Source organism: Streptomyces sp. CA-179760 (assembly GCF_050937045.1).
Taxonomy (GTDB): domain Bacteria; phylum Actinomycetota; class Actinomycetes; order Streptomycetales; family Streptomycetaceae; genus Streptomyces.
The window spans coordinates 2,230,225-2,251,719 of sequence record NZ_JBNJLZ010000001.1; the positions used below are offsets into that span (position 1 = coordinate 2,230,225).

The 21,495-nt window shown below is 72.4% G+C and carries 23 protein-coding genes and 1 riboswitch; of the genes, 12 read left to right on the forward strand and 11 right to left on the reverse strand.

The features are described from left to right. The first annotated feature begins 82 nt into the window (after positions 1–82). From ACQEV8_RS09940 to ACQEV8_RS09960, 5 genes are read left to right on the forward strand one after another with little or no spacing between them, the layout of a single operon-like run. On the forward strand, positions 83–1,630 hold the full coding sequence (locus ACQEV8_RS09940; RefSeq protein ID WP_432959098.1) for a sodium:solute symporter family protein: 1,548 nt from the start codon (positions 83–85) through the stop codon (positions 1,628–1,630). Beyond that, entirely contained in the window at positions 1,627–2,217 is a 591-nt protein-coding gene (locus ACQEV8_RS09945; protein ID WP_432959100.1) for a sigma-70 family RNA polymerase sigma factor, read from the forward strand. The genes ACQEV8_RS09940 and ACQEV8_RS09945 overlap by 4 nt, the downstream gene beginning before the upstream one ends. Next, a complete protein-coding gene (locus ACQEV8_RS09950) occupies positions 2,214–2,558 on the forward strand; it encodes a hypothetical protein (RefSeq protein ID WP_432959101.1) in 345 nt (114 codons plus the stop codon). Before ACQEV8_RS09945 ends, ACQEV8_RS09950 begins: the two co-directional genes overlap by 4 nt. 33 nt (positions 2,559–2,591) lie before the next feature. Then, positions 2,592–4,376 (forward strand): glycoside hydrolase family 15 protein, encoded by a 1,785-nt coding sequence (locus tag ACQEV8_RS09955; RefSeq protein WP_432959102.1) that lies wholly within the window; start codon positions 2,592–2,594, stop codon positions 4,374–4,376. A 5-nt stretch (positions 4,377–4,381) separates the two neighbouring features. Beyond that, positions 4,382–5,137, forward strand: a complete 756-nt coding sequence (locus ACQEV8_RS09960; protein WP_432959104.1) for an SDR family oxidoreductase — start codon at positions 4,382–4,384, stop codon at positions 5,135–5,137. Positions 5,138–5,237: 100 nt separating this feature from the next. Here ACQEV8_RS09960 and amaP read toward each other — a convergent pair whose 3' ends face one another. From amaP to ACQEV8_RS09985, 5 genes are read right to left on the reverse strand one after another with little or no spacing between them, the layout of a single operon-like run. After that, entirely contained in the window at positions 5,238–5,816 is a 579-nt protein-coding gene (gene amaP, locus ACQEV8_RS09965) for an alkaline shock response membrane anchor protein AmaP (protein WP_432959105.1), read from the reverse strand. A 6-nt stretch (positions 5,817–5,822) separates the two neighbouring features. Beyond that, positions 5,823–6,527 (reverse strand): DUF6286 domain-containing protein, encoded by a 705-nt coding sequence (locus ACQEV8_RS09970; protein ID WP_432959107.1) that lies wholly within the window; start codon positions 6,525–6,527, stop codon positions 5,823–5,825. Beyond that, positions 6,524–6,907: an Asp23/Gls24 family envelope stress response protein gene (locus ACQEV8_RS09975; RefSeq protein WP_432959109.1), complete on the reverse strand. Its 384-nt coding sequence runs from the start codon at positions 6,905–6,907 to the stop codon at positions 6,524–6,526. The genes ACQEV8_RS09970 and ACQEV8_RS09975 overlap by 4 nt, the downstream gene beginning before the upstream one ends. After that, positions 6,904–7,089 carry a hypothetical protein gene (locus ACQEV8_RS09980; RefSeq protein WP_382499823.1) on the reverse strand — a complete coding sequence of 62 codons (186 nt, stop codon included), beginning with the start codon at positions 7,087–7,089 and terminating at the stop codon, positions 6,904–6,906. Before ACQEV8_RS09980 ends, ACQEV8_RS09975 begins: the two co-directional genes overlap by 4 nt. A gap of 46 nt (positions 7,090–7,135) precedes the next feature. Next, positions 7,136–7,609: an Asp23/Gls24 family envelope stress response protein gene (locus tag ACQEV8_RS09985; RefSeq protein WP_432959112.1), complete on the reverse strand. Its 474-nt coding sequence runs from the start codon at positions 7,607–7,609 to the stop codon at positions 7,136–7,138. A gap of 86 nt (positions 7,610–7,695) precedes the next feature. Here ACQEV8_RS09985 and ACQEV8_RS09990 point away from each other — a divergent pair, with 86 nt between their 5' ends. Beyond that, positions 7,696–8,409, forward strand: coding sequence for a nucleopolyhedrovirus P10 family protein (locus ACQEV8_RS09990; RefSeq protein WP_432959114.1), 714 nt, complete (start codon positions 7,696–7,698; stop codon positions 8,407–8,409). An 84-nt stretch (positions 8,410–8,493) separates the two neighbouring features. On the opposite strand, the gene ACQEV8_RS09995 is transcribed toward ACQEV8_RS09990, so the two are convergent. The 3 genes from ACQEV8_RS09995 to abc-f all read right to left on the reverse strand — a co-directional run bounded on the left by ACQEV8_RS09995 (position 8,494) and on the right by abc-f (position 11,573). Further along, a complete protein-coding gene (locus ACQEV8_RS09995; protein WP_432959116.1) occupies positions 8,494–9,297 on the reverse strand; it encodes an enoyl-CoA hydratase/isomerase family protein in 804 nt (267 codons plus the stop codon). A 106-nt stretch (positions 9,298–9,403) separates the two neighbouring features. Continuing rightward, a complete protein-coding gene (locus ACQEV8_RS10000) occupies positions 9,404–9,622 on the reverse strand; it encodes a helix-turn-helix domain-containing protein (RefSeq protein WP_010037790.1) in 219 nt (72 codons plus the stop codon). Between the two features lie 352 nt (positions 9,623–9,974). Beyond that, entirely contained in the window at positions 9,975–11,573 is a 1,599-nt protein-coding gene (gene abc-f / locus ACQEV8_RS10005; protein WP_432959119.1) for a ribosomal protection-like ABC-F family protein, read from the reverse strand. A gap of 157 nt (positions 11,574–11,730) precedes the next feature. Here abc-f and ACQEV8_RS10010 point away from each other — a divergent pair, with 157 nt between their 5' ends. Further along, positions 11,731–12,144 (forward strand): VOC family protein, encoded by a 414-nt coding sequence (locus tag ACQEV8_RS10010; RefSeq protein ID WP_432959121.1) that lies wholly within the window; start codon positions 11,731–11,733, stop codon positions 12,142–12,144. Between the two features lie 19 nt (positions 12,145–12,163). Here ACQEV8_RS10010 and ACQEV8_RS10015 read toward each other — a convergent pair whose 3' ends face one another. The 3 genes from ACQEV8_RS10015 to ACQEV8_RS10025 form a co-directional block, all read right to left on the reverse strand. Continuing rightward, complete coding sequence (locus ACQEV8_RS10015) at positions 12,164–13,414, reverse strand: hypothetical protein (protein ID WP_432959123.1); 1,251 nt, start codon at positions 13,412–13,414, stop codon at positions 12,164–12,166. 352 nt (positions 13,415–13,766) lie between these two features. Beyond that, on the reverse strand, positions 13,767–14,894 hold the full coding sequence (locus ACQEV8_RS10020; RefSeq protein WP_432959125.1) for an alpha/beta hydrolase: 1,128 nt from the start codon (positions 14,892–14,894) through the stop codon (positions 13,767–13,769). Between the two features lie 412 nt (positions 14,895–15,306). Next, the gene (locus ACQEV8_RS10025) at positions 15,307–16,038 is read right to left on the reverse strand and encodes a class II aldolase/adducin family protein (protein ID WP_432959127.1); all 732 of its coding nucleotides are present in this window, start codon (positions 16,036–16,038) and stop codon (positions 15,307–15,309) included. 198 nt (positions 16,039–16,236) lie between these two features. Between ACQEV8_RS10025 and ACQEV8_RS10030 the strand changes: the two genes are divergently transcribed. The 5 genes from ACQEV8_RS10030 to ACQEV8_RS10050 all read left to right on the forward strand — a co-directional run bounded on the left by ACQEV8_RS10030 (position 16,237) and on the right by ACQEV8_RS10050 (position 21,468). Beyond that, a complete protein-coding gene (locus tag ACQEV8_RS10030; protein ID WP_432959129.1) occupies positions 16,237–16,989 on the forward strand; it encodes a lysozyme in 753 nt (250 codons plus the stop codon). A gap of 144 nt (positions 16,990–17,133) precedes the next feature. Next, positions 17,134–18,375, forward strand: coding sequence for an anion permease (locus tag ACQEV8_RS10035; protein ID WP_432959131.1), 1,242 nt, complete (start codon positions 17,134–17,136; stop codon positions 18,373–18,375). Positions 18,376–18,410: 35 nt separating this feature from the next. Further along, the gene (locus ACQEV8_RS10040) at positions 18,411–18,632 is read left to right on the forward strand and encodes a hypothetical protein (RefSeq protein ID WP_432959132.1); all 222 of its coding nucleotides are present in this window, start codon (positions 18,411–18,413) and stop codon (positions 18,630–18,632) included. Between the two features lie 146 nt (positions 18,633–18,778). Beyond that, a riboswitch (cobalamin riboswitch) is annotated at positions 18,779–18,918 on the forward strand. A 100-nt stretch (positions 18,919–19,018) separates the two neighbouring features. Next, a complete protein-coding gene (locus ACQEV8_RS10045) occupies positions 19,019–19,960 on the forward strand; it encodes a cobalamin biosynthesis protein (protein ID WP_432959134.1) in 942 nt (313 codons plus the stop codon). Beyond that, positions 19,957–21,468 carry a cobyric acid synthase gene (locus ACQEV8_RS10050; RefSeq protein ID WP_432959135.1) on the forward strand — a complete coding sequence of 504 codons (1,512 nt, stop codon included), beginning with the start codon at positions 19,957–19,959 and terminating at the stop codon, positions 21,466–21,468. Before ACQEV8_RS10045 ends, ACQEV8_RS10050 begins: the two co-directional genes overlap by 4 nt. Positions 21,469–21,495 lie beyond the last annotated feature (27 nt).

The window sequence follows — 21,495 nt, forward strand, 5'->3', positions numbered from 1 at the left end:
TTCCCGCCGGTTTCCTGTCCTCCGGACGGGCCGTCCGCGCAACTCTCGCGCAAGGGCACAGGCACACCAAGGACGGTGACCCATGGCTGACGGCGCCATGACCGCGACGTTTCTCGCCGTGATCGGCGGGGCGTCGCTGCTCGCGGTCACCGCGCGGCGGCTGCGTCCGGTGGACCGGCTGCCCTCCCTGGAGGGCTGGGCGCTGGCCGACCGCTCCCTCGGCCCCGGCTGGACCTGGCTGCTGCTCGGCGGCACGATCTTCACCGCGTACACCTTCACCGCCGTGCCCGGTCTCGCGTACGGCAACGGCGCGCCCGCCTTCTTCGCGGTGCCGTACACAGTGATCGTCTGCCCGCTCGCCTTCGTGCTGCTGAGCCGGCTGTGGAGCGTGGCCCGCCGGCACGGCTATGTCACCGCCGCCGATTTCGTACGGGGCCGGTACGGGTCGCCGCCGCTGGCCCTGGTGGTCGCGCTGACCGGGATCCTCGCGACGATGCCGTACCTGGCGCTGCAGCTGATCGGCATCCGTGCGGTGCTGACGGCCGGGGGCGTCCAGCCGCGGGGCGTGGTCGGCGATCTGGTGCTGGTGGCGCTGTTCGCGGGGCTCGCGGTGGCCACGTACCGGCACGGGCTGCGCGCGCCCACGGTCATCTCGGCGTTGAAGGCGGTGGCCGTGTTCGTCTCGCTGACCGCCGTGACCTGGCTGGTCCTCGAACGGTTCGGCGGCCCCGGGCCGGTCTTCGACGGCGCCGCGGCGCGGCTGGGCGACCCGGCGCTGCTCCTGTCCCCCGCCCAGCAGCCCGCCTACGCCACCCTCGCCCTGGGCTCCGCCCTCGCCCTGCTGATGTACCCGCATGTGCTCACCGCCGGGTTCGCCGCCGACGGGCCGCGCACCCTGCGCAAGGTCTCGGTGGCGCTGCCGGCCTGGACCGGGCTGCTCGCGCTGTTCGGGTTCCTCGGCTTCGCCGCCCTCGCGGCGGGGGTGCGGGCGCCGCGCGGTGCTGCCGAGGCGGCCGTGCCGATGCTGGTCGACCGGCTGATGCCGGCGCCGCTGGCCGGGCTGGTGTTCGCCGCGATCGCCGTGGGGGCGCTCGTCCCGGCGGCGGTGATGTCGATCGCCGCGGCGACGAGCTTCGTCCGCAACGTGTACGTGGAGTACGTCCAGCCGACGGCCACGCCCAAGCGCCAGGTGCGCATCGCCAAGGCGGTGTCGATCACCGCGAAGGCGGGAGCCGTGGCGTTCGTGTTCGGGCTGCGCGACCAGGACGCCATCAACCTCCAGCTGCTCGGCGGCGTGTGGATCCTGCAGATCTTCCCGGCCGTCGCCGTCGGACTGTTCACCGGGCGGCTGCATCCGCGGGCGCTGCTCGCCGGGTGGGCCGTGGGAATGGCCTCGGGGACGTACCTGGTGGTGCGCGAGGGGTTCTCCTCGATCGTGCCGCTCGGCACCGGCGCCGGGCCCCTGGAGGTCTACGCCGGGCTCGCGGCCCTGCTGCTCAATCTGGCCGTCGCGGTGGCCGGCACTCCGGTGCTGGACCGCCTGGGCGTCCCGCGCGGCGCCGACTCGACCGACCTGCCGTCCCGCCTGACCGTCCGGCGACGCCCGGAGACCGGAGCGAACAACTCGTGAGACGCAGAGAGAACTCCCCCACCGCGGCGCCGGCCGTGCCGGCGCCCGCCGCCGTGCCCCTGCCCCCGGCGGCCGCCGATCCGGCCGACCTGGAGCGGGAGGCCGGCGTGGCCCGCCTCTTCGAGGCGCACTACTCCTCGATGCTGCGGCTCGCCGTCCTGCTGGGCGCGGACGACCCGGAGAACGTGGTGGCCGAGGCGTACTACCAGATCTACCGCAAGTGGCGGCGCCTGCGGGAAGCGGCCGCCGCGGAGGCGTATCTGCGGTCCACCGTCTGCAATCTGACGCGGATGCGGATACGCCACCTCCAGGTCGCCCGCCGGCACGAGGAGAACCCGCCGAGCCCGCCGGACGAGATGGCCGCCTCCGCCGAGCACGCCGCGCTGCTGCGCGACGACCAGCGCGTGCTCATCGACGCGCTCCAGCGGTTGCCGCCCAGACAGCGCGAGGCACTGGTGCTGCGGCACTGGCTCGGTCTGAAGGAGAGTGAGATAGCCGCCGCGATGGGCATCTCCGGCGGTTCGGTCAAGACACACACGGCGCGCGGCATCGCCGCCCTGACCCAGGCGATGGAGGCCCGGCGATGACGAATCGAGATGCGACTCCGTCGCGTGGCACCAGCCCGGACCGGACCGGCCACGGCGACGGCGACGGCGACGGCCGCACCGAACGCGAGCTGCGCGAGGCCCTCGACGCACTGGCCGGCGGGGTACTCCCCGACCCCGACGCCTACCGCACGGCACGCGGCGAGTGGCTGCGGCGCGAACGCCGGCGGCGGCTCGTGCTCGCCGTGCTGATCGCGGTCGTCTTCGCCCTGGCCGTGGTGATCGGCCTGTGGGTGCTCAACCAGGCGCCATCGGATCCCGGTGTCATCTTCTCCGGCACCTCCGCCGCCGAGGGCCCGTCACTCCCCCGGCTCCACCCCTGATTGCAGGCCCGACTTGCCGGGAACCCGCACTCCGTGCATACCGGTATCGAGGACTACGCGCTCATCGGTGACGAACAGACCGCCGCCCTGGTGGGCACGGACGGCTCCGTCGACTGGCTGTGCCTGCCCCGCTTCGACTCGGCCGCCTGCTTCGCCAAGCTGCTCGGCGACGAGGACAACGGCTTCTGGCGCATCGCCCCCGTGGGGGCGGACCGGTGCACCCGGCGCGCCTACCGCCCCGACACGCTCGTCCTGGACACCGAGTGGGAGACCGGGCAGGGGGCGGTCCGGGTCACCGACCTGATGCCTCAGCGCGACCAGGCCCCCGACCTCGTAAGGATCGTCGAGGGCCTGGAGGGCGAGGTGACGCTCCACAGCGTCCTCAAGCTGCGCTTCGACTACGGCTCGATCATTCCGTGGATGCGCCGGTCCGACGGCCACCGCGTCGCCGTCGCCGGCCCGGACTCCACCTGGCTGCGCAGCGAGCCCGAGGTGCGCAGCTGGGGCGAGGACTTCGGAACGCACGCGGAGTTCACCGTCAAGAAGGGCGAGAAGGTCGCGTTCGTCATGACCTGGCACCCCTCCCACGAGTCGCGCCCGCCGCTCGTCGACCCGTTCGACGCGCTGCGCCACAGCGTCGAGGACTGGCGGGCCTGGGTGTCGCGCTGCCGCTACGACGGGCCGTACCGGGACGCCGTCGTCCGCTCCCTGATCACCCTCAAGGCGCTCACCTACGCCCCGACCGGCGGCATCGTCGCCGCCCTCACCACCTCACTGCCCGAGGAGCCGGGCGGGGTGCGCAACTGGGACTACCGCTACTGCTGGTTGCGCGACTCCACCCTCACCCTGGGCGCGCTGCTGGCGGCGGGCTACCAGGACGAGGCCGAGGCCTGGCGGAACTGGCTGCTGCGCGCAGTCGCGGGCGACCCGGCCGATCTGCAGATCATGTACGGCCTGGCGGGCGAGCGGCGGCTGCCGGAGTCCGAGCTGCCGTGGCTGTCCGGCTTCGCCGGGTCCAGGCCCGTCCGTATCGGGAACGACGCCGTGAACCAACTTCAGCTGGACGTCTACGGCGAGGTCATGGACTCCCTGTCGCTGGCCCGCGAGTCGGGCCTTTCCGCCCAGCCGGACGTGTGGGCGCTGCAGACGGCCCTGATGGACTTCCTGCGGACCCACTGGCGCCGGCCCGACGAGGGACTGTGGGAGGTGCGCGGCGGCCGGCGCCAGTTCGTGCACTCGAAGGTGATGGTGTGGGTGGCCGCCGACCGTGCCGTGCGCACCATGGAGCGCCATCCGGAGCTGGACGGCGACCTGGAGGGCTGGCGCGCGCTGCGCGACGAGGTGCACCGCGAGGTGTGCGAGCGGGGATACGACCCCGAACGCAACACCTTCACGCAGTCCTACGGTTCGCGCGAACTGGACGCCGCGCTGCTGCTCATCCCGCGCGTCGGTTTCCTGCCGCCCGACGATCCGCGGGTGATCGGCACCATCGACGCGGTCCGCGAGGAGCTGGACCACCGCGGGCTGCTGCTCCGCTACACGACCGACGACGCGGACGTCGACGGACTGCCCGGTTCCGAGGGCACCTTCGTGGTGTGCTCGTTCTGGCTCGCGGACGCCCTGTACATGACGGGCCGTACGAAGGAGGCCCGCGCGCTGTTCGAGCGGCTGGTGGGGCTCGCCAACGACGTCGGCCTGCTGTCCGAGGAGTTCGACCCGGTGACCGGCCGGCAGCTCGGCAACTTCCCGCAGGCGTTCAGCCACATCGGACTCGTGAACACCGCCCTCGCCCTGTTCGGCGAGGAAGGGGCAGGATAGGGACCATGGATCTTGGACTGAAGGACCGGGTGTACGTCGTCACCGGGGCCACGCGAGGCCTCGGCAACGCTTCCGCGCGCGAGCTGGTCGCGGACGGGGCGAAGGTGGTCGTCTCGGGCAGGGACGAGAAGAGCGTCGCCGAGACGGCGGACGCGCTGGGCCCGAACGCGGTCGGGGTGGCCGTCGACAACGCCGACCCGGATGCGGCGGCCCGGCTGATCGGGGCCGCGCGGGAGAACTTCGGACGCTTCAACGGTGTCCTCATCAGCGTGGGCGGCCCGCCCGCCGGGTTCGTCGCCGACAACACGGACGAGCAGTGGCAGGCTGCGTTCGAGTCGGTGTTCCTCGGTGCCGTACGGCTGGCCCGCGCCGCCGCCTCCGAGCTGGAGGCCGGGGGTGTCATCGGGTTCGTGCTGTCCGGCTCGGTGTACGAGCCGATTCCGGGACTGACGATCTCGAACGGGCTGCGGCCCGGGCTCGCGGGGTTCGCCAAGTCGTTGTCGGAGGAGCTGGGGCCGCGGGGGATCCGGGTGGTCGGGGTGCTGCCCGGCCGTATCGACACGGACCGGGTGCGCCAGCTGGACGGCTTGTCGGCGGATCCCGAGGCGACCAGGGCGGCTTCGGAATCGCGTATTCCGTTGCGGCGGTACGGGGCGCCCGAAGAGTTCGGGCGGGTGGCCGCCTTCTTGTTGTCGCCGGCCGCTTCGTATCTGACCGGGGTCATGGTGCCGGTCGACGGGGGAGCACGCCACGGGTTCTGAGGTTGGGCCGGCTGCGGGTCTGTGGGGTTTGTCGCGCCCACGCGGCGGAGCCGCACATTCATACAGCTCCGCGCGCCCCTCCCTGACAGGCCGGTCGTACTCAACTCACCCGTTCCGCACGGTGTTTGAGGCCCCGCAGCCTCACCTCCGCCGGGAGTGAGGCGAGGCCTGCCGAGGTTCTGGCGTGGGCCAGGGCGCCGGTCGTCAGGTCGTGCAGGGCCGTTCCCGGGTCCACGTGCGGTTCCAGCGCGAGCCGTACACGGGCCTCGGGGGCGGTACGGCGGCCTGTCAGGCGGGCGTCGGCGCGGTCCACTCCGTCGGCCTGTTCCGCGTCCTGGGCGAGGGCGCTCTCCAGGGCTCGGCCGCGCAGCAGGGCACCCTCGCCGTCGCCGGTGTCGACGAGGATCTCGGCGAGGCGGCGTCGGCGCAGTACCGCGACGAGCCACCACAGGGCGAGCAGCAGAGCGACGGCGAGTACGGCGATGACGGTCGGCCACCACCAGCCGTCCTCCCGCCAGCGCGTGCGTTCGGCGTGGCTCAGCAGGACGTCGTGCCGGCTGTCGTGGATCCACCACGAGGGCACCGGGGCGCCGAGGCCGACGGCCAGCACCGAGCCACCCAGCACCAGCAGGACGAGGCCCACGAGCCCCAGGAACACACGGTTGACGATCCGGAGCACCTCCGGTCACCCCTTCCGGCCGGGCCGCCGGACGCGCACCGACACCGCGGGCGGCCGGGACAGCCCCAGTCCGCGGACCGCGTCGGTGAGCACGGCGTCCAGTTCGGTTCGTACGTCGTCCAGTTCACGGAAATGCGACGCGGTGCGGACCTTGGCCTTGGTCCGGCGCACCCGGACGTCCACGGACTGCACGCCGGACACCTCCATGGCCCGGTCCCGCAACGCGGACGCGGCGGCGTCGCGGTGCAGTCCGGCGTGTACGTCGGCGTGCGCGCGCCGCATCGGGAGCACGGCCCGCAGACCGGGCGTGGCGGCCAGGACGAGCAGCCAGAGCCCGAGAGCGGCGGCGACCCCGGCCCCGACGAGCACCCAGACGTCGTCCAGGGGCCGTTCGGCGAGCTGCCGGGCGAGTTCGCCCCGCCAGTACATGCCGGGCCGGCCGGCCCGTACCGAGACGATGTCGTAGAGGAACAGTCCGAAGAGGCCCAGGAGCAGCAGCGCGACGATGCCCGCGGGGACGCGGCGCGCCGACCAGAAGCGGCCCTCGCTTCCGGTCTCCCCGTCGAGTGCGGGCGGCTGTCCGCCGGCGTCCGCCGGCGCGGAGCTGTCGGGTCCGTCGCCGGTCTTCGACGTGTCGACGACCGGCAGCCGCTGTGTGGTGCCCTCGGACTCGGGCGGCTCGGCCGGACCGGTGCCCCGGGGCTCGCTCATCGTGTCCTCCCCTGTGCCGCGCCGTGCCCGGCGACCGGATGCAGCCGCTCCACCTGGACGACGACCTCCGGAACCTCCATGCCCGCCAGGGTGCTCACCCGCTCGGCGACTTGGTGACGCACCCGGCGGCAGCGTTCGCCGACGTCGCAGGGGTACTCGAGTTCGACGTGCACCCGGACATGGGCGACCTCGTGGTGGACGACCACGCCGGCGGACGGCCGGCCGGCGTCGGGCGGCAGTGTCCCGACGGCCTCACGGGCCGCCTGCGAGGCGATCTTCGCGACCACCCGGTCGGCGATCCTGGTCCCGCCGCGCTCACCCGGCGGGACGGCGGCCACGGGTCTGTCGAGCTCACCGGCCCCCGCGCTCACAGGCGTCACCGCCGCCGTTCGTGACGTGGACGGAAGAAGTCGCCGAAGTCCATGTCCCCGTCCAGGAACCGGCCGACGACGAAGCCGACGGCGCCCAGCGCCGCCACCAGCAGGAAGGCGCCGAACCCGCCGAAGTATCCGGCGAATGCCAACGCCATGCCGGCGATCATGCCGACCACGGCCATGCTCATGCGCTCCTCAGCTCCTCAGCCGCTGTGCCGTCCGGTGACCCGCGTCTCACTGGATCCGCCGCTCAGGTTCCTCTTCCTCCTCGTCCGGCAGCTTCACATCGCTCACCGCGATGTTGACCTCGACGACCTCGAGGCCGGTCATCCGCTCGACGGCGGTGATGACGTTCTCCCGTACGTCCCGGGCCACATCCGCGATCGACACGCCGTACACGACGACGATCTCCAGGTCGAGGGCCGCCTGCACCTCACCGACCTCGGCCTTCACCCCGCGTGTCACGGACTTGGCGCCGCCGGGCACACGGTCGCGCACGGCTCCGAAGGTGCGGGCGACTCCGCTGCCCATGGCGTGCACGCCGTCCACGTCGCGTGCGGCGAGCCCGGCGATCTTCTCCACGACGCCGTCCGCGATGGTCGTCCGCCCGCGCGAGCCCGGGTCTCCGCCAGTGCGCTTGGCCAGCGGACTTCTGCGTGCCGCCGGCGTCTCGCTCTCCCCGCCCCGGTTCTCGGTCATGTCAGTCATCGGCGTACGTCCTTTTCGGTTGTCGTCTTCGACCACCGTAAGCACGGTTACGTGGTTGCGCGCCTTTGATGCGGCAGGCTGGAGGAATGACGGCCGACCGGTGGACGCAGGCAGTGAGACATCAGCTGGGCCTCGGCAGGCTCCTGCCGCTGGGTGACGTGCGCGACGGCGCGTGGATCGCCGGGCAGGCGGCCGAGGCGGTGCTGCGGCGCGCGGCTCAGGACGCTCCGGGCGTACGCCTCGACGCGCTCCATGTCGCGCTCGCCGACCCGGCGGACACCCGGGAACCGGCCGTACCGGCCCCGCCGAGTGCGCAGCCGCCCGGACCGCTGCGGGTGACGGCGGAGTTCGCGACCACGGCCTCGCGGCCGCTGCCGGCGACGGCGTCCCTGCTGCGGTCGACGCTGGCGACCGCCGCGACGCAGGGGCTTGGTCTGGCGGTGTCGGATGTGGACCTGCGTGTGACGGGGCTGCTGGACGAGGAGCCGGAACCCGGGCCCGCCGTACGGCTCCCCGAACCGCCTCGGGCCACGCGGCCCGAGGCGGGCGACGAGGGCCGCGTCGCGACCGCCGCCCTCGAAGTCCCGGGTGTGCTCCACCTCACCGCAGCGCTGGGCCACCCCGTACACATCGAGGAACTCCCGGGCGAGGCGGCGCTGCCGCACCGTCATGTCCGGCTGGAACTGTCGGTGGGAGCGGACCACCAGGCCCGTGAGGTGGCCCGCGCGGTCCGCACGGCGGTGCGCAGGACACTGCCGGACCACCCGACGGTGGCGGTCCTGGTGAGCAGGATCGGCTGAGGGATCCCTGATACGCCAGGGCGTTCCGGTACGGCGGGAGGGTTTGCTACGCCGGGAGGGTCCGCTACGCCGGGAGGGTCTGCCTCAGTCCCCGATGCCCGCGAGGTCCCGCAGCCGGCGGGCCTGGGCCTGGCGTTCCGCGCCGCGCTGGGCCTCGTACGTGCGGTCCTGGGCACCGCGCAGCAGTGCCTTGGTCTCGACGACGGCGTCGCGGGGCGCGGCGAGGACGGCCGAGGCGAGGTCGCGGACCGTGTCGTCGAGCTGGCCGGCGGGCACGGACACATTGGCAAGACCGGTGTTCACGGCCTCCTCGGCCGTGACGAAGCGCCCGGTCACGCAGATCTCCAGCGCGCGGGCGTATCCCACGAGTCCCACCAGCGGATGCGTGCCCGTCAGATCGGGCACGAGTCCGAGGCTGGTCTCGCGCATGGCGAACTGCACGTCGTCGGCAACGACGCGCAGATCGCAGGCGAGGGCGAGCTGAAAGCCCGCCCCGATGGCATGCCCCTGGACGGCGGCGACGGAGACGAGGTCGCTGCGCCGCCACCAGGTGAACGCCTCCTGGTACTCGGCGATGGTCGCGTCCAGCTCGGCGTCGTCACCACGCGCGAGGTCGATGAACGACGGTTCCCCGTCGAAGCCCTCGGGCGTGAACGCCTGCCGGTCGAGACCGGCCGAGAAGGACTTGCCCTCGGCCCGCAGCACCACGACACGGACGGAGCCCGGCAGCTGCCGACCGGCCTCGGTCAGCGCCCGCCACAGAGCGGGGCTCTGCGCGTTGCGCTTGTCCGGATTGGTCAGCGTCACCGTGGCGACCGCGTCGTCGACGGTGAGCCGTACGCCGTCCTTGTCGAGTACGGGAACGAGGTCCTTGTCGGGCGAAGCCATGGACGCCTCCGATGTGTGCGGTCAGCTAAGTGACTGCACAGTAACCACCCGGTCGATCAGCCGACCGACCGGGTGGCCACCATCGAAGCCGAGGGGCCACCCGGGGTCAGGCCGTAGCCTTTTTGCCCCGGGTCGCCCCGCCACGCCCTCGCAGCGTGACGCCCGACTCACTGAGCATGCGGTGCACAAAGCCATACGAGCGGCCGGTCTCCTCGGCCAACGCCCGGATGCTCGCACCGGCGTCGTACTTCTTCTTCAGGTCTGCCGCGAGCTTGTCGCGCGCGGCGCCGGTCACCCGGCTGCCCTTCTTCAGAGTCTCGGCCACCCGTGCCTCCTCATGGGAAGTGCGCTCTGGTCTCCTCATGATCACCCCTCCGGGCCTTCATGGCCACCCATTCGGCAAGGTCCGTGAGACAAGGTTGTGACGACGGGAGCACATCCCCACATCCGGAATACATAATTCCGAAGATCGACACCCGTACACCCGAACGGAATGTTCCGGAAAATGCCAGGTCAGAAAGGCGTCGCGGCCGAGCCCGGAAGAATCGGGGGCTCGGCCGCGAAATCGATGTAGGACACACCTCGGTACGAGGAGATCTCACACAGATGATGGATCACCGCTAGGCCGAATGATCCATACGCCGTTGATCACGTATTCGATCAAGCGGCACTGACCATCAGGCCAGGGCGACGAGGTCCGCGTAGTCGGCGCCCCACAGGTCCTCGACACCGTCGGGCAGCAGGATGATCCGCTCCGGCTGGAGCGCCTCGACCGCGCCCTCGTCGTGTGTGACGAGGACGACAGCGCCCTTGTACGTGCGCAGCGCGCCGAGGATCTCCTCGCGGCTGGCCGGGTCGAGGTTGTTGGTCGGCTCGTCGAGGAGCAGCACGTTCGCCGAGGACACGACCAGGGTGGCGAGCGCCAGACGGGTCTTCTCGCCGCCGGAGAGGACCCCGGCCGGCTTGTCGACGTCGTCGCCGGAGAACAGGAACGAGCCGAGCGTCTTGCGGACCTCCACCAAATCCAGGTCGGGGGCGGCCGAGCGCATGTTCTCCAGGACCGTCCGCTCCGGGTCGAGGGTCTCGTGCTCCTGCGCGTAGTAGCCGAGCTTGAGGCCGTGGCCCTCGATGACCTCGCCGGTGTCGGGCTTCTCGGCCCCGCCGAGCAGCCGGAGCAGGGTCGTCTTGCCCGCGCCGTTGAGGCCGAGGATGACGACGCGCGAGCCCTTGTCGATGGCGAGGTCGACGTCGGTGAAGATCTCCAGCGATCCGTAGGACTTCGACAGGCCCTCGGCCATGAGCGGGGTCTTGCCGCACGGGGAGGGCTCGGGGAAGCGCAGCTTGGCGACCTTGTCGGACTTCCGCTCGGCCTCCAGGCCGGCCAGCAGCTTGTCCGCCCGGCGGGCCATGTTCTGGGCGGCGACGGTCTTGGTGGCCTTGGCCCGCATCTTGTCGGCCTGCGAATGCAGCGCGGAGGCCTTCTTCTCGGCGTTCTGCCGCTCCCGCTTGCGGCGCTTCTCGTCGGCCTCGCGCTGCTGCTGGTAGAGCTTCCAGCCCATGTTGTAGACGTCGATCTGGGAGCGGTTCGCGTCCAGGTAGAACACCTTGTTCACGACCGTCTCGACCAGCTCGACGTCGTGCGAGATCACGATGAAGCCGCCGCGGTAGGTCTTCAGGTAGTCCCGCAGCCAGATGATCGAGTCGGCGTCGAGGTGGTTGGTCGGCTCGTCGAGCAGCAGCGTGTCCGCGTCGGAGAACAGGATGCGGGCCAGCTCGATACGGCGGCGCTGACCGCCGGAGAGCGTGTGCAGGGGCTGGCCGAGCACGCGGTCGGGCAGATTGAGCGCGGCGGCGATGGTGGCGGCCTCGGCCTCGGCGGCGTACCCGCCCTTGGTGAGGAACTCCGTCTCCTGGCGCTCGTACTGCTTGAGCGCCTTGTCGCGAGTGCCGCCCTTGCCGTTGGCGATGCGCTGCTCGTTCTCGCGCATCTTGCGGATCAGTACGTCCAGGCCGCGCGCGGAGAGGACGCGGTCGCGGGCGAGGACGTCGAGGTCGCCGGTGCGGGGGTCCTGCGGGAGGTAGCCGACCTCGCCGGAGCGGGTGATGGTGCCGCCGGCCGGGATGCCGTCGCCGGCGAGGCACTTGGTGAGAGTGGTCTTCCCTGCGCCGTTGCGGCCGACCAGGCCGATGCGGTCGCCCTTGGCGACACGGAAGGTGGCGTTTTCGATGAGGACGCGGGCACCGGCGCGCAGCTCGATACCGGAGGCGGAGATCACGGACAGACTCCAGGGCGGATACGGGGGCGGGATGGGCGGCTGAGGACGTTCCCGCCGTCTAATGCGCGAGGAGAATGGCCATAGGGGACAGTCTAACGGGGACGTGCAACCACCTTTTGACTGAGTCAGGCAGCGGGACAACGAGGAAGTGATCGCCATGGCAGGCTCGTCCGGCGGACGTCCGAGCATCTACCCGACGCTGCTCTACGTGGACGCGAAGGCCGCGATCCGGCAGCTCACCGAGGCCTTCGGCTTCACGGAGCTCTCGGTGTACGAGGGCGAGGACGGCTCGGTGGTGCACGCCGAGCTGACGCAGGGCAACGGCGCGGTGATGGTCGGTACCAAGGGCCGCGGCGGCGTGTTCGACGCGGCCATGAAGGGCGCGGGCACCACGGGGGTGTACGTGGTGGTGGACGACGTGGACGCGCACCACCGCCGCGCCGTGGACCACGGCGTGGAGATCCTGATGCCCCCGACGGACCAGGACTACGGCTCGCGGGACTACCTGGCCCGGGACCTCGAGGGCAATGTGTGGAGCTTCGGGACGTACGCGCCCGAGACGGCGGGCTGAGCGCCCCCCGGGCCCCTGGCTAGCCGCCGCCGGTGTGCACCTGGAACGCGGCCCGGCGTACGGCCTTGGCCAGGGCCGGGTCGGGGTGGGCGGCGGCGAGGGCGACCAGGACCTGCACGGTGCGCGGGTGTCCCACGGCACGTACCTCGTCGAGGAGCATCGGGACGGTCGGCTGCACCGCGGACTCCAGATGGCGGACGAGCAGCGGGGCCTCACCGTGGTCGGCGACGGCGGCCGCGGTGTCCACCCACAGCCAGGTCGCCTCCTGGCGGGTGAGGACCTCGTGGGCGTCCTCCGGATCCGCGCCGTCGTGCTCGGCCAGCCACAGCAGGGCGTACGGCCTGAGCGTCGGCTCGGCGACCACACCGCGGACGTCGGGCTCGGCGGGGGCGCCGACGACGCGCAGCGCCTCGAAGGCGAGGCCGCGCAGCAGGGCGTCCTCGCCGCGGGCGGCTCCGAGGAGTTCGGTGACGGCGCTGCCGACGGGGCGGGCGGCGAGCCAGGCGCGGTACTCGGCACGGGCCGCGTTCGGGCGCAGCTGGGCGCAGCCGCGGAGCATGTCCTCGGCCGCCTGCTCGATGTTCCCGGCGGGGCTCTGCGCGGCGACGCAGATCTGCTCCAGCTTGACCCAGACTGCCCAGCTGCCGAGCGGGGTGAGCGTGGCCTGGCCGTCGCCGTAGGTGAGGGCGCCGACGGAGGCGAGGGCGCGCAGGGCCCAGTCGAGGAGGGGGGCGAGCGGGGCGTCGGTGGGCTCCTGCTCGGCCACCGGCTCGGGCTGGGGGCCGTAGGGGATCTCGCAGCGTGCGGTGCGCAGCTCGGTGACGCGCTGCTCCAGGAGGTCGAGGAGCTGCTCCACGGGGACGGGGCCGGCGGACAGCTGGAGGAAGGAGAGCGCCTGCGGCATGGCCGAGACGACCTCGGCCACGGCGGCGGCCTCGCGGTCCCCGGGCTCCGGATGAGCGAGCGACCAGGCGTCGAAGAGGGCGACCCAGCCGCGCAGGACGGCGCTGTCGTCGCGGTCCCAGGCGCGCAGCCGCCAGCCGGGGCGGGCGCTGTCGCCGTGCACCTCGACGAGGCCGGCGAGTCGGGCGGTGTCCCAGTCCCCCCTGACCTGAGCCGAGGTCAGACCCAGGTCGCGGGCGGCCCGTTCGGCGGTCGCGTCGGAGAGGGTGGCCTTGCCGTCGGCGGTGGCGCTGTCCCCGCCGGGGCCGAGCGCGGCGTCGGCCCAGCGGGCGACGCGGGCCGCGGCGGCCAGACCTGAGCGCGCCATTCTGGCCAGCTCCGCCGGTGCCGGGGTGCCCTCCGGAGGGCGCGGTGCGGGTCGGCGCGAGCGCCGCTGGTTCATCGCTCTGGGGGCGGCGGCCAGGGGTCGCGGGCGGACGAGTCGAAGCCTGGAGTCGCGCGGGATACGGGACGTCACGGGTGCAGTCTTCCGGTTGACGGTCCGAAAACCCAAACGGAATGTCACGGCGGGCGACGGGGATGGCCAACGCACGGGTTCCCGGGAGCGGTCGAAGGCCGGGAACAAGCCACTGGTACGACGCTAAACGGAATCATCGCGACCGGTCGGTGGGGAGCGGGGCGGGACAGGCACGCGACGGGGCGCGGGGTGAGGTACGGGATCACATGAGAGGCGTCAGGAAGCGTCGCAGCGCCTCCTCGTAGGCCTGCGGGTCCGCGTTCCACATCGCTGAATGGGGCGCGTTGCCGACGGTGTACAGGGCGACCATGTCGGGGCGCGTGTCGGCGAGGTGACGGGAGAACCGCCAGGGAGCCACCGTGTCGTCCGGTCCGTGGAAGACGAGCGCAGGGATGTGGAGACCGTCGAACTGGGCCGGGCCCGCGAGGCCGTCCTCGTACAGGCCGGTGCGGCCCTGGGCGGCGCGGACCGCGAGGGGCAGCAGCGGGCCCGGGGTGCGGCGGGCCGCGGCGAGGGCGCGCAGCGTGGTCTGCCAGCTGAGCACCGGGGAGTCCAGGACGAGCCCCGAGACTCGGTCGCGCAGTCCCGAGTGCGTGGCGGCGCGCAGGGCCATGGTGGCGCCGGTGGACCAGCCGTGCAGGACGACCTGCCGGGCGCCGTGGCGCACGGCGTGGCGGATCGCCGCGTCGAGGTCGCGCCACTCGGTCTCGCCGAGGTGGTTCAGTCCGTCGGGGCGGCGGGGTGCGCCCAGGTCACCGCGGTAGGCGAGGGCGAGCACCGGAAAGCGGTTGCGGTGCAGGAACTCCATGACGTTCATGGCCAGTTCCCGGGTGGCGCCCAGGCCGTGCACGGCGATCACCCAGGTGTCACGGGCACCGGGCACGAACCACGCGGGCAGGAGGCCGAGTTCGCCGGGGATGTCGACGTCGGAGTGTTCCAGGCCGAGGGCGTCACTCGGGTTGCCGACGTACACGTTCGGGGTGAGCCAGGCCTTGTCCCCGGCCTTCAGGGTGCCGTGCGTGACGCTCTCCAGTCGGCGTACGACGGTGTCGGCGGTGTGCGGGGCGGCGCTCAGGACCGGCCCGACCACCGCGTGGACGCCGTCACCGGAGAGGCCGTAGCGGCCGGGCCTCAGGGCGGCCAGGTGCCGGGTGAGGCTGATCTGCCCGGCGGCGGTGCCGTGCACGGTGAGCCGGGGTTCGGTGGGCAGCGGTCTGCCGGGAGGGGCCTTGAGCGCGGCGTCGCTGGCGAACCGGCCGGCGGCCACGGCCGCTGCGCCGGCTCCGATCACGGCGGTGGCGGCGGCGGCCGCCGCTCTGACAGTGCGCACGGCTCCAGTGTCCCGGCGGACCGGGCGACGGACCAGTGGGCGGGGGCGGTGGGGTGACGGGCGCGGGTGGTCGGCGGGACGGTTGTACGCGGTGGGCGGGCCCGGGCGGTCGGCGGGGCGAGGCCGCACCCGCAGGGCGGGGCGCCGGCGGTCAGCGGAACGCGTGGCCGCACGAGCAGGGCGGCGCGGAACACCGGAGACCGGACGGAGCGGTGACCGCACCCGCAGAGCGAGATGCCACGGCCGGCAGAGCTCGTGGCCACGCGAGCAGGGCGCAACACCGGTGACCCGCGGGGCGCGGCGACCGTGCGGGCAGCGGGCACCCTTGGGGCGGGCAGGGGGCCGCCGAAGGAGCCGTCGGACAGGTGATGCTCGCGGTGCCGGTGCCGGTGCCGGGCGGTCCCGGAGGGGCTCAGCCGCGCTGGCCGTAACCCCGTAGCCGGTCCCGCACCTCTGCCAGTTGTTCCGTGGACAGCAGGCTCGGGGACAGACCCGGCACGGACGCGGCGGTCAGCCACAGCCGGCACATCCATTCCAGCTGGGCGGTGCGGTCGTAGGCCTGGTCCAGGGTCGCGCCGTGGGTGATCGTGCCGTGGTTCCGGAGGAGGCAGCCGGAGCGGTCGGCGAGGGCGCGGAGCATGTTCTCGGCCAACTCGTCGCTGCCGTACGTGGCATACGGGGCAACCCGGACGGGTCCGCCGAGTGCCGCGGCCATGTAGTGGATCAGTGGGAGCTCGCTCACGAGTGTCGAGACGGCCGTCGCGTGCACGGCGTGGGTGTGGACGACGGCGCGGGCGCCGGTCGTGCGGTAGACGGCGAGGTGCATGGGCAGCTCGCTGGTCGGCACGAGCGTGCCGAGGACCTGCCGGCCGTCGAGGTCGACCCCGGTCACGTCGCCCGGCGCCAGCCGGTCGTAGGGCACGCCCGACGGCGTGACCAGCACGGTGTCCCCGACGCGCACCGAGACGTTGCCGGACGTTCCGACCACGAGCCCGTCGCTGACCGTCCGGCGGGCCGTCGCGACGAGGTCCTCCCAGGCGCGCTCCTCCTCGGGTCGCACACCGCTCCGCCGTGACTCCCCCACACCCTGTCCGCCGCCTCGGACGTCCCCCGTGTCCCGCTCGTCGCCTCGCTGCTCAGCCATGCGGCGATCCTGCCAGGCAGCCCTTCAACGCGCCGCCGGGCGGGGGCACTTTAGGCCGGAAACCAAGCATCCGTAAGGGCGCATACCGACGCAAACCAGTAATGGACCTCTCTTGGCTGGAGATCATCGGGTATTCAACGGCCCTCCCGTACCCTCTGGGTGATTTGCCGTGCACGTCGCCATTCCGGGGGGAATCGCATGGCCCGTGACCACATACCCACCCGCCGCCGCAGCCGCTTACTGGCGGCCTCCGCCGCGGCACTCGCGCTGGGAGGGACCTCGCTCGCGGAGTCCCCGGCCGAGGCGGCGAGCCGCCCGAAGGGGCACGACGTCTCGTCCCACCAGAAGAACGTCGACTGGCGGAGCGCCAGGGCGAAGGGCGCCAGATTCGTCTACGTCAAGGCGACCGAGTCCACCACCTACCGCAACCCCTACTTCAGTCGGCAGTACAACGGCTCACGCGCGGCGGGCCTGATCCGCGGCGCCTACCACTTCGCGCTGCCGAACAGGTCGTCGGGCCGGGCGCAGGCGGCCCACTTCGTACGCAACGGCGGCAGTTGGAGCGCGGACGGCTGGACACTGCCGCCCGCGCTCGACATCGAGTACAACCCGTACGACAAGAAGCACAAGTGCTACGGCCTGAGCAAGGCAGCGATGGTCGGCTGGGTCGAGTCGTTCAGTGACGAGATCAAGCGGCTCACCGGCCGCCGCCCGGCGATCTACACGACCACCCACTGGTGGAACACGTGCACGGGCAACAGCCGCGCGTTTGCCGCGAACCACCCCCTGTGGGTCGCCCGCTACGACGCGGCGAGCGCGGGGCCGCTGCCGGCCGGCTGGTCCTCCTGGACCTTCTGGCAGTACGACAACGGCAGCGGCACCCTGCCGGGTGATCAGAATCTCTTCGACGGGTCACTCGATCGACTGAAACAGTTCGCCAGGGGCACTTGATCGTCGGGGCGCAAGGACAGCTCCACCAGGGCGGAATGACGACCCTCTGTTGCCGACACCCCTGCGCCCCTCCCAGTTCATCTTCCGTTCACTCGGGTTACCTACGTTCGTCCCGCCAACGACGCCGAACGATTGCCTGGGTAAATGGAAAGCTTCTCGCTGATCCTCGCGATTGTGGTGGTAACCGCACTCGCGTTCGATTTCACGAACGGTTTCCACGACACCGCGAACGCGATGGCCACGACCATTTCCACGGGCGCCATGAGACCGAAGATCGCGGTGGCCATGTCCGCGGTCCTCAACCTGGTCGGCGCCTTCCTGTCCGTCGAAGTCGCGAACACGATCTCCAAAGGCCTCGTCGACGAGGCCGGAATCCGTCCCGAGGTCATCTTCGCCGCCCTGGTCGGAGCGATCCTCTGGAACCTGCTGACCTGGCTCGTCGGTCTGCCGTCCAGTTCGTCGCACGCCCTGATGGGCGGCCTGATCGGCGCCACGATCGCCTCGGCGGGCGTCGGCGCGGTGCACGGTGACGTCCTGGTCACCAAGGTGCTGATCCCGGCGATCGCCGCCCCGCTGGTCGCGGGCATCGCGGCGCTGCTCGCCACCCGGCTGACGTACTCGCTCGGCAAGAAGGCCGACGGCGAGGGCTCCAAGAAGGGCTACCGGGCCGGCCAGATCGCCTCCGCGGGCCTGGTCTCGCTGGCCCACGGCACCAACGACGCCCAGAAGACGATGGGTGTCATCACCCTCGCCCTGGTCGCCGGCGGCGCCGTCGCCCCCGACTCCGACCCGCCCATGTGGGTCATCCTCTCGGCGGGTATCGCCATCGCGCTCGGCACCTACCTCGGCGGCTGGCGCATCATCCGCACCATGGGCAAGGGCCTGACCGACCTCCAGCCGCAGCAGGGCTTCGCCGCCCAGACCAGCGCGGCGACGGTCATCCTGGCCTCCTCGCACCTCGGCTTCTCCCTCTCCACCACCCACTCCGTGTCCGGCGCGGTGATGGGCGCGGGGCTCGGCCGCAAGGGCGGCGTGGTCCGCTGGTCGACGGCGACGCGGATGTTCGTCGCCTGGGGTCTGACGCTGCCGGCGGCGGCCCTGGTGGGTGCGCTCGCCGAGTACGTGACCGGCTTCGGGAGCTGGGGCACGGCGGTCGTGGCGGTCTTCCTGGTCGTCTCCAGCGCGGTGATCTGGAAGCTGTCGCGCCGCGAGGTCGTCGACCACACGAACGTCAACGAGGTCGACGAGGAGCCGGCGGGTGTCGTGACCACCGCGATCGCCGCGGTGACGCCGCCTCCGGCGGGCCCGTCCGAGGAACTGGCCGCCACGATCCCGGCCCAGGCCCAGGCCGAACGGGAACCCTCCACCACGACCACCCCGGTCTGATCCCGCCCACCCGGTGACAAGGAAGAATCTCTGAGATGAAGATCGACTGGGCGACCCTCGGCTCCGTCTTCGGTGTCAGCCTCGTGGCCACCGTGACCCTCGTCGGCCTGTTCACCCTCGGCATCACCGGCCTGTCGCGCCGCGAACGAGCGGTGGCGGCGGGCGGGTCCGCGGGGCTCGCGGTGACGGGTGCGTACGCGTGCTTCGCGGGGTGTGCGGCGGCTGTCGGGTACGGGATCTATCTGATCGTGGCCTGACCGCGATCGTCTGTCACCGGGCGGCACGGGGCTTCGGCCCCGGGCCGCCCGGTTGCCGTGTGCGGGGCGGCCGTCAGCACCCCCTGCCAGGCAGGCGGTGTGGGCTTGTCCACACTCTCCCCTCGCAGGTCAACGGCAAGTTGACGGCTGTTCGCGGCCGTGGTGGACTGCCGGGGCCAATGCGGCGGCAGGAGAGGAAGCCGGTGAAAGTCCGGCGCGGTCCCGCCACTGTCACCGGGGTAGCACTCACCGGGAGCCAGGAACTCTCCCCGCCGGTCTCGTCGAACCAGGGCGTGGACACCCTGAGTGAGGACATATCGCCATGTTCGGCTGCCGATTCAGGGTCTGTACCCCGCCGTTGCCCGCCCCCGCGGCCGGCTGAGCCCATGAGTGCCGGTCGCATCCACGCGTACGGTGCCGCCGCCGGTCTGATCGGTGATCTGCTGCTCGGCGATCCTCGCCGGGGGCATCCGGTCGCCGCGTTCGGGCGGGCCGCGGGCGCGGTGGAACGGGTGTTGTGGCGGGACCACCGGGGATGGGGCGCGCTGCACACCGTGGTGTGTGCGGGCGGGGCTGTCGCGCTGGGGGCCGTCGCCGCGCGTGCCGTGCGTACGTCCGATGCCGCTTCCGTCGTGGTGACCGGTGCGGCCACCTGGGCCGTCGTCGGGGGGACTTCGCTCGCGCGGGAGGCGCTGGCCATCGGGCGCGCCCTGGAGGCCGGGGACGTCGAAGCGGCCCGTGCGCGGCTGCCGCATCTGTGCGGACGGGATCCGCAGGCACTGGACGCCGACGGGATCGCCCGGGCCGTCGTCGAGTCCGTCGCGGAGAACACCTCCGACGCGGTCGTGGGAGCGCTCGTGTGGGGGGCGATCGGCGGTGTGCCGGGGCTTCTCGGGTTCCGGGCCGTCAACACCCTCGACGCCATGGTCGGGCACCAGTCGGCCCGGTACCGGCGCTACGGGTGGGCCTCCGCGCGGCTGGACGATGTCGTGGGGTGGCCGGGGGCTCGGCTGACCGCCGTGCTCGCGGCCGTGGCCGGGGCCGATCCCCGGGGAGCCGTGGCTGCCTGGCGTGCCGATGCCACCAAGCATCCGAGTCCCAACGCCGGGCCCGTGGAGGCCTCGTTCGCGGGGGCGCTCGGGGTGCGGCTCGGCGGGACCCTGGCCTACGGCGGGCGCGTGGAGCACCGGCCCGTCCTCAACGGCGCGGGGCGCGGCGTCGGTACCCGGGACATCGAACGGGCCGTACGGCTGTCCAGGCGCGTCGGCTGGCTCGCGCTCGGCGTCTGTGTCGCCGCGCGCCACATCGTGAAGGGGCGTACGTCATGACGGGCGGTGGGCTTCTCGTCGCCGGTACCACCTCCGACGCGGGCAAGAGCGTCGTGACCGCCGGAATCTGCCGGTGGCTGGTGCGGCAGGGCGTCAAGGTCGCGCCGTTCAAGGCGCAGAACATGTCCCTGAATTCGTTCGTGACACGGGAGGGCGCCGAGATCGGGCGGGCGCAGGCCATGCAGGCGCAGGCGTGCCGCGTGGAGCCGACCGCGCTGATGAATCCCGTGCTGCTCAAGCCCGGTGGCGAGCAGAGCAGTCAGGTCGTGCTGCTGGGCAGGCCGGTCGGCGAGCTCAGTGCGCGCGGGTATCACGGCGGACGGCAGCAGAAGCTGCTCGGGACGGTGCTGGACTGCCTTGAGCGACTGCGGGGCACGTATGACGCGGTGATCTGTGAGGGGGCCGGTTCTCCCGCCGAGATCAATCTGCGGCGGACGGACATCGTCAACATGGGGATCGCCCGCAACGCCGGTCTGCCCGTGGTCGTCGTCGGCGACATCGACCGGGGCGGGGTCTTCGCCTCGTTCTTCGGGACCGTCGCCCTGCTGTCGCGCGAGGACCAGGAGTGTGTCGCCGGGTTCCTCGTGAACAAGTTCCGCGGGGACGTCTCCCTGCTGGAGCCGGGGCTCGACATGCTGCACGGCCTCACCGGGCGGCACACCTACGGCGTTCTGCCCTTCCGGCACGGGCTCGGGATCGACGAGGAGGACGGGCTGCGCGTCTCCCTGCGGGGGACGGTCCGGGAGTCCGTCGTCTCCCCGCCCGTCGGCGAGGACGTGCTGCGCGTCGCCGTCTGCGCGGTCCCTCTCATGTCCAACTTCACGGATGTCGACGCGCTGGCCGCCGAACCCGGTGTCGTCGTGCGGTTCGTGGACCGGCCGGAGGAGCTGGCCGACGCGGACCTCGTCATCGTGCCGGGGACCCGGGGGACCGTCCGTGCCCTGGAGTGGCTGAGGGAGCGCGGGCTGGCCGACGCGCTCGTGCGCAGGGCCGCCGAACAGCGGCCGGTCCTCGGCATCTGCGGCGGCTTCCAGATCCTCGGCGAGCACATCGAGGACGACGTCGAAAGCCGAAGGGGCGAGGTCGACGGGCTCGGGGTCCTGCCCGTGCGGGTGCGGTTCGCCCGGGAGAAGACCCTCACCCGGCCGGCGGGCGAGGCCCTCGGGGAGCACGTCGAGGGCTACGAGATCCACCACGGGGTCGCCGACGTCACCGGTGGCACTCCCTTCCTGGACGGCTGCCGGGTCGGCCAGGCCTGGGGCACGCACTGGCACGGCTCTCTGGAGTCGGACGGATTTCGGCGTGCCTTCCTGCGCGAGGTGGCGGCCGCCGCCGGCCGCCGCTTCGTACCGGCGCCGGACACCTCGTTCGCGGCGCTGCGCGAGGAGCAGCTCGACCGGCTCGGCGACCTGATCGAACAGCACGCGGACACGGACGCGTTGTGGCGGCTCATCGAGTCCGGCGCGCCGTCGGGGCTGCCCTTCGTCCCGCCGGGAGCGCCCACATGAGGACCGTGGCGGTGGCGCGGACCGCCG

Bases quoted from the DNA above. Each gene is read 5' to 3' on its own strand.
- ACQEV8_RS09940 (WP_432959098.1), top strand. From the start codon at position 83: ATGGCTGACGGCGCCATGACCGCGACGTTTCTCGCCGTGATCGGCGGG.
- ACQEV8_RS09950 (WP_432959101.1), top strand. From the start codon at position 2,214: ATGACGAATCGAGATGCGACTCCGTCGCGTGGCACCAGCCCGGACCGG.
- ACQEV8_RS09960 (WP_432959104.1), top strand. From the start codon at position 4,382: ATGGATCTTGGACTGAAGGACCGGGTGTACGTCGTCACCGGGGCCACG.
- ACQEV8_RS09970 (WP_432959107.1), bottom strand. From the start codon at position 6,527: ATGAGCGAGCCCCGGGGCACCGGTCCGGCCGAGCCGCCCGAGTCCGAG.
- ACQEV8_RS09980 (WP_382499823.1), bottom strand. From the start codon at position 7,089: ATGAGCATGGCCGTGGTCGGCATGATCGCCGGCATGGCGTTGGCATTC.
- ACQEV8_RS09985 (WP_432959112.1), bottom strand. From the start codon at position 7,609: ATGACTGACATGACCGAGAACCGGGGCGGGGAGAGCGAGACGCCGGCG.
- ACQEV8_RS09990 (WP_432959114.1), top strand. From the start codon at position 7,696: ATGACGGCCGACCGGTGGACGCAGGCAGTGAGACATCAGCTGGGCCTC.
- ACQEV8_RS09995 (WP_432959116.1), bottom strand. From the start codon at position 9,297: ATGGCTTCGCCCGACAAGGACCTCGTTCCCGTACTCGACAAGGACGGC.
- ACQEV8_RS10010 (WP_432959121.1), top strand. From the start codon at position 11,731: ATGGCAGGCTCGTCCGGCGGACGTCCGAGCATCTACCCGACGCTGCTC.
- ACQEV8_RS10015 (WP_432959123.1), bottom strand. From the start codon at position 13,414: ATGGCGCGCTCAGGTCTGGCCGCCGCGGCCCGCGTCGCCCGCTGGGCC.
- ACQEV8_RS10025 (WP_432959127.1), bottom strand. From the start codon at position 16,038: ATGGCTGAGCAGCGAGGCGACGAGCGGGACACGGGGGACGTCCGAGGC.
- ACQEV8_RS10030 (WP_432959129.1), top strand. From the start codon at position 16,237: ATGGCCCGTGACCACATACCCACCCGCCGCCGCAGCCGCTTACTGGCG.
- ACQEV8_RS10035 (WP_432959131.1), top strand. From the start codon at position 17,134: ATGGAAAGCTTCTCGCTGATCCTCGCGATTGTGGTGGTAACCGCACTC.
- ACQEV8_RS10040 (WP_432959132.1), top strand. From the start codon at position 18,411: ATGAAGATCGACTGGGCGACCCTCGGCTCCGTCTTCGGTGTCAGCCTC.
- ACQEV8_RS10045 (WP_432959134.1), top strand. From the start codon at position 19,019: ATGAGTGCCGGTCGCATCCACGCGTACGGTGCCGCCGCCGGTCTGATC.
- ACQEV8_RS10050 (WP_432959135.1), top strand. From the start codon at position 19,957: ATGACGGGCGGTGGGCTTCTCGTCGCCGGTACCACCTCCGACGCGGGC.